Origin of the sequence: Kitasatospora sp. NPDC007106, from assembly GCF_040634455.1 — a bacterium.
In the GTDB taxonomy this organism is placed as follows: Bacteria; Actinomycetota; Actinomycetes; order Streptomycetales; family Streptomycetaceae; genus Kitasatospora; species Kitasatospora arboriphila.
Genome location: NZ_JBEYFP010001161.1, coordinates 1 through 1,560 on the forward strand (window position 1 = coordinate 1; position 1,560 = coordinate 1,560).

At 70.8% G+C, this 1,560-nt stretch carries 2 protein-coding genes; both read left to right on the top strand.

The genetic code is table 11. From position 1 onward, the window contains the following. Positions 1–93 precede the first annotated feature (93 nt). On the top strand, positions 94–1,329 hold the full coding sequence (locus ABZ641_RS36740) for a hypothetical protein (RefSeq protein ID WP_359988893.1): 1,236 nt from the start codon (positions 94–96) through the stop codon (positions 1,327–1,329). 6 nt (positions 1,330–1,335) lie between these two features. Beyond that, on the top strand, positions 1,336–1,560 hold a 225-nt coding region (locus ABZ641_RS36745), incomplete at its 3' end, for a hypothetical protein (protein ID WP_359988895.1).

Sequence of the window (1,560 nt, forward strand, 5' to 3'; positions counted from 1 at the left end):
CTGTGAGTCCACCCGGGTGCGCCGGATGCGTTCGGTGCGCCCGGGTGCGTCCGAAGGCCGGGCAGATCGGTTCAATCGAGGTTTTGGAGCACCGTGGGCGAATCGACCATTGCGCTGTACGAGCTGAGTTTTGTCCCGGAAGGCGACGAGGTGCTGGTCGGCCGATTGGACACCGGCTCGTACGCGGTATTTCCGGCGGACGGCGCGGAGCTGCTCCAACGGCTCGCCGAGGGGATGCCCCCGGACCGGGCGGCCGAGTGGTACGAGGAGACCTTCGAGGAACCGGTCGACGTCGAGGATTTCCTCGAAACGATCCGTGAATTGGGATTCGTCCGCGAGACCGGGGCCGAGCAGACCACCCCCGCGGCGCCCGTCCGGTTCCGTCGGCTGGCCCGCGCGGCGTTCTCCCCGGCGGCGTGGCTCTGCTACCTGGCGGTCGTGGCGCTGTGGCTGCCGGCCCTCGCCGTGCACGGCGACCTGCGCCCCCACCCGTCGCAGATCTTCTTCGTCAAGTCGCTGCTGGTGGTCCAACTGGTCATCACCTTCGGGCAGGTGCCGCTGCTGCTCGCCCACGAGGGCTTCCACATCCTGGCCGGCCGCCGGCTGGGACTGCCGACCAAGCTGCGGCTGAGCAACCGGCTGACCTACATCGTGGCCGAGACGGAGACCAACGGGCTGCTCAGCGTGGAGCGCCGCAAGCGCTACCTGCCGTTCCTGGCCGGCATGCTCTGCGACGTGGTGGTGCTGGCCGTGCTCGGCCTGATCGCCGAGGCCGGCCGCCACGCCGACGGCACCTTCTCGACCGCCGGCCGGGTCTGCCTCGCCCTCGGCTTCACGGTGGTGATGCGGTTCTGCTGGCAGTTCCAGCTGTACCTGCGCACCGACCTGTACTACGTCTTCGCCACCGCGCTGCACTGCTACGACCTGCACGACGCCGCCAAGGCCGTGCTGAAGAACCGGATCCGGCGGCTGCTGGGCCGTCCGGAGCGGCAGGTCGACGAGAGCCAGTGGACCGAGCAGGACCGCCGGGTCGGCGCCTTCTACGGGCCGTTCATCGTGCTCGGGTTCTGCGTCCTGGTGGGGATCACCGTCTTCGCCAGCATCCCGGTCACCCTCGAGTACCTGCGGATCGCCGCCAGCGCCCTCGGCTCAGGACGCATCGACGCCCACTTCTGGGACTCACTGCTGTCCCTGGTCCTGAACGCGGCCCAGGCCGCGGCACTGATCGTCCTCGCCCGCCGCAAGCGCCGCGAGCAGCGCCGGCCCGCCGTCGCGCCGGCCCCCGCGTCCACGCGCGTCCCGACTCCGACCGTCCCGATGGAGGGGTGAACCGACATGCCCAGTCACCGCTGGATCGTCAGCGAGCTTCCGCCGCTGTCGCCGCGACCGGCCGCCGCCGAGATCGTGGCCGGCTGCCACCGGCGCCTGCGCGGGCCCTACACGGGTGTGGACACCGTGCTGCGCGCCGTGCTGCCCGAGGCGGTCCGCCGGTGGCCCGAACTGGTGGACTTCCACCGGGTGGAACTGCTCTACGGGATGCCGGAGTTGGCGGACCTGATC